The sequence below is a fragment of the Micromonospora maritima genome (genome assembly GCF_902825405.1).
GTDB classification, from domain to species: domain Bacteria; phylum Actinomycetota; class Actinomycetes; order Mycobacteriales; family Micromonosporaceae; genus Micromonospora; species Micromonospora maritima.
Window position 1 is genome coordinate 1 of sequence record NZ_CADEAU010000807.1, and the last position, 1,587, is coordinate 1,587.

Annotated in this window: 3 protein-coding genes; 1 reads left to right on the forward strand and 2 read right to left on the reverse strand. The window is 73.6% G+C overall.

Annotated features, from left to right (window positions below; translation table 11 throughout):
* Positions 1-128: 128 nt before the first annotated feature.
* On the forward strand, positions 129-515 hold the full coding sequence (locus tag HUW36_RS32470; RefSeq protein WP_174531539.1) for a globin: 387 nt from the start codon (positions 129-131) through the stop codon (positions 513-515).
* 18 nt (positions 516-533) lie between these two features.
* Here the strand turns inward: HUW36_RS32470 and HUW36_RS32475 are convergent, their stop codons facing one another.
* Both HUW36_RS32475 and HUW36_RS32480 read right to left on the reverse strand, forming a co-directional pair.
* Positions 534-1,118 carry a type III secretion system chaperone family protein gene (locus HUW36_RS32475; RefSeq protein WP_174531538.1) on the reverse strand — a complete coding sequence of 195 codons (585 nt, stop codon included), beginning with the start codon at positions 1,116-1,118 and terminating at the stop codon, positions 534-536.
* Positions 1,119-1,249: 131 nt separating this feature from the next.
* Positions 1,250-1,587: DUF8185 domain-containing protein (locus HUW36_RS32480; RefSeq protein WP_484502617.1), on the reverse strand; the 338-nt coding region annotated here is incomplete at its 5' end.

Genomic DNA, 1,587 nt, shown 5'->3' on the forward strand with positions numbered 1-1,587 from the left:
CGGGCGACCGGGGGCGGGAACACGGCCGACGCCGGCACGCGGTGACGTGACCGGCGCCGCCCGGCGGGCCCGGGCGGCGGCCGGGGGGCACCTGGCAGGATGGAAGCGTGACTTCACCAGGCGAGTCGATGACGCTCTTCGAGGCGATCGGCGGTGAGCCCGCCTTCCGCAAGCTGGTGGACGTGTTCTACGCCGGCGTCGCCGACGACCCGCTGCTGCGGCCGATGTATCCGGAGGAGGACCTGGGCCCGGCGGCGGACCGGCTGACCCTCTTCCTGATCCAGTACTGGGGTGGCCCGCACACCTACTCCGAGCAGCGGGGCCACCCGCGACTGCGGATGCGGCACGCGCCGTTCCGGATCGGCGCCGAGGAGCGGGACGCCTGGTTGCGCCACATGCGCCGGGCGGTGGACGAGCTGGACCTGCCACCGCAGCTCGCCGCCGCGCTCTGGGACTACCTGGAGCGGGCCGCCTACTTCATGGTGAACGTGATGGAGGACCCGGCCGCCGGCTGACCGGCGGCCCGGTGGCGGTCAGAGCAGGGCGCCCTCGTCGTGCAGCCAGTCGACGAACGTGGTGGCCACCGCGGCGCCGCAGTCGAGCATCTCGACGAGCAACGCGTCGTGGGTGCCGGCGCCGAGCGGCACCTGCAACTCGGCGTAGATCGGCAGCTGCCCCCGCTCGGTCGGGTCGCCGATGTAGGCCTTGCAGAACCGACGGGTGTGGTTCCACTCGTTGACCACCCGGTAGGCCCGGTCGGCCCAGTCCGGCGGCACGGTCGCGTGTGGACGGGCCCGCATCACCAGGATCTCGTCCTCCGGGCCTTCCAGCGCGACAAGCACGGCGTGCCGCTCCCACATGGCGAGCAGGTTGCCGTCGCCGTCGGCCAGGTAGCGCACGTCGAGCAGGTCGAGTGCGTCGCAGACCCGGCGGAGGGTGACCGGGGCGACCGTGGCCGGCATGTCGGCGATGACCTGCCGCTCGGGCGCCGTCGTGTCGTCTCCCGGCTGGCGCGGGCTCGGTGGTCCGACCCGGACGGTGTCGTCCACTGTGGTCCCGCTTCGAGTCTCCGGATCGCCGCCACCGGCGGGACCGGGGCGCCATGACCACCACGGCATCGCTCGCGCACCTCACTCCCCAGCGGATCCAGCCGCCTACGGTGCGTTGGATCCGAGGATGGACGGTACCCGGACAGCCGGCAGGAGGCATCCCCCCAACGGCCGCCCCAACCCGGAAGAATGATGCGGGGTCAACCTTTCGGATGAGCCCGAGTGGGCGTGAGTGCAAGGTCCGCGACGGTACGCAACCACGCCGCCCCGTACGGACCGACGAGTCCGACCCAACGGCCGGCCACCCGCACCTGAACGTCACCCGGGCCGAGGAAGCCCATCCGGACCACGCCCTGCACCAGCCGCTGGGACACCTCCACCGGAGCCTGCGGCGCCTCGTCCGGGGTGACCACCACCGCGACGTGGTCCAGCAGCGCGTCCCGCAGCACGCGCTGACCCACCGCCCGACCCGCCACCCCGTGCGCCGCCGCCTCGCGCAGGGTCCCGGCCGCCGCGTCGGCGATCCGGCGCACCTCCC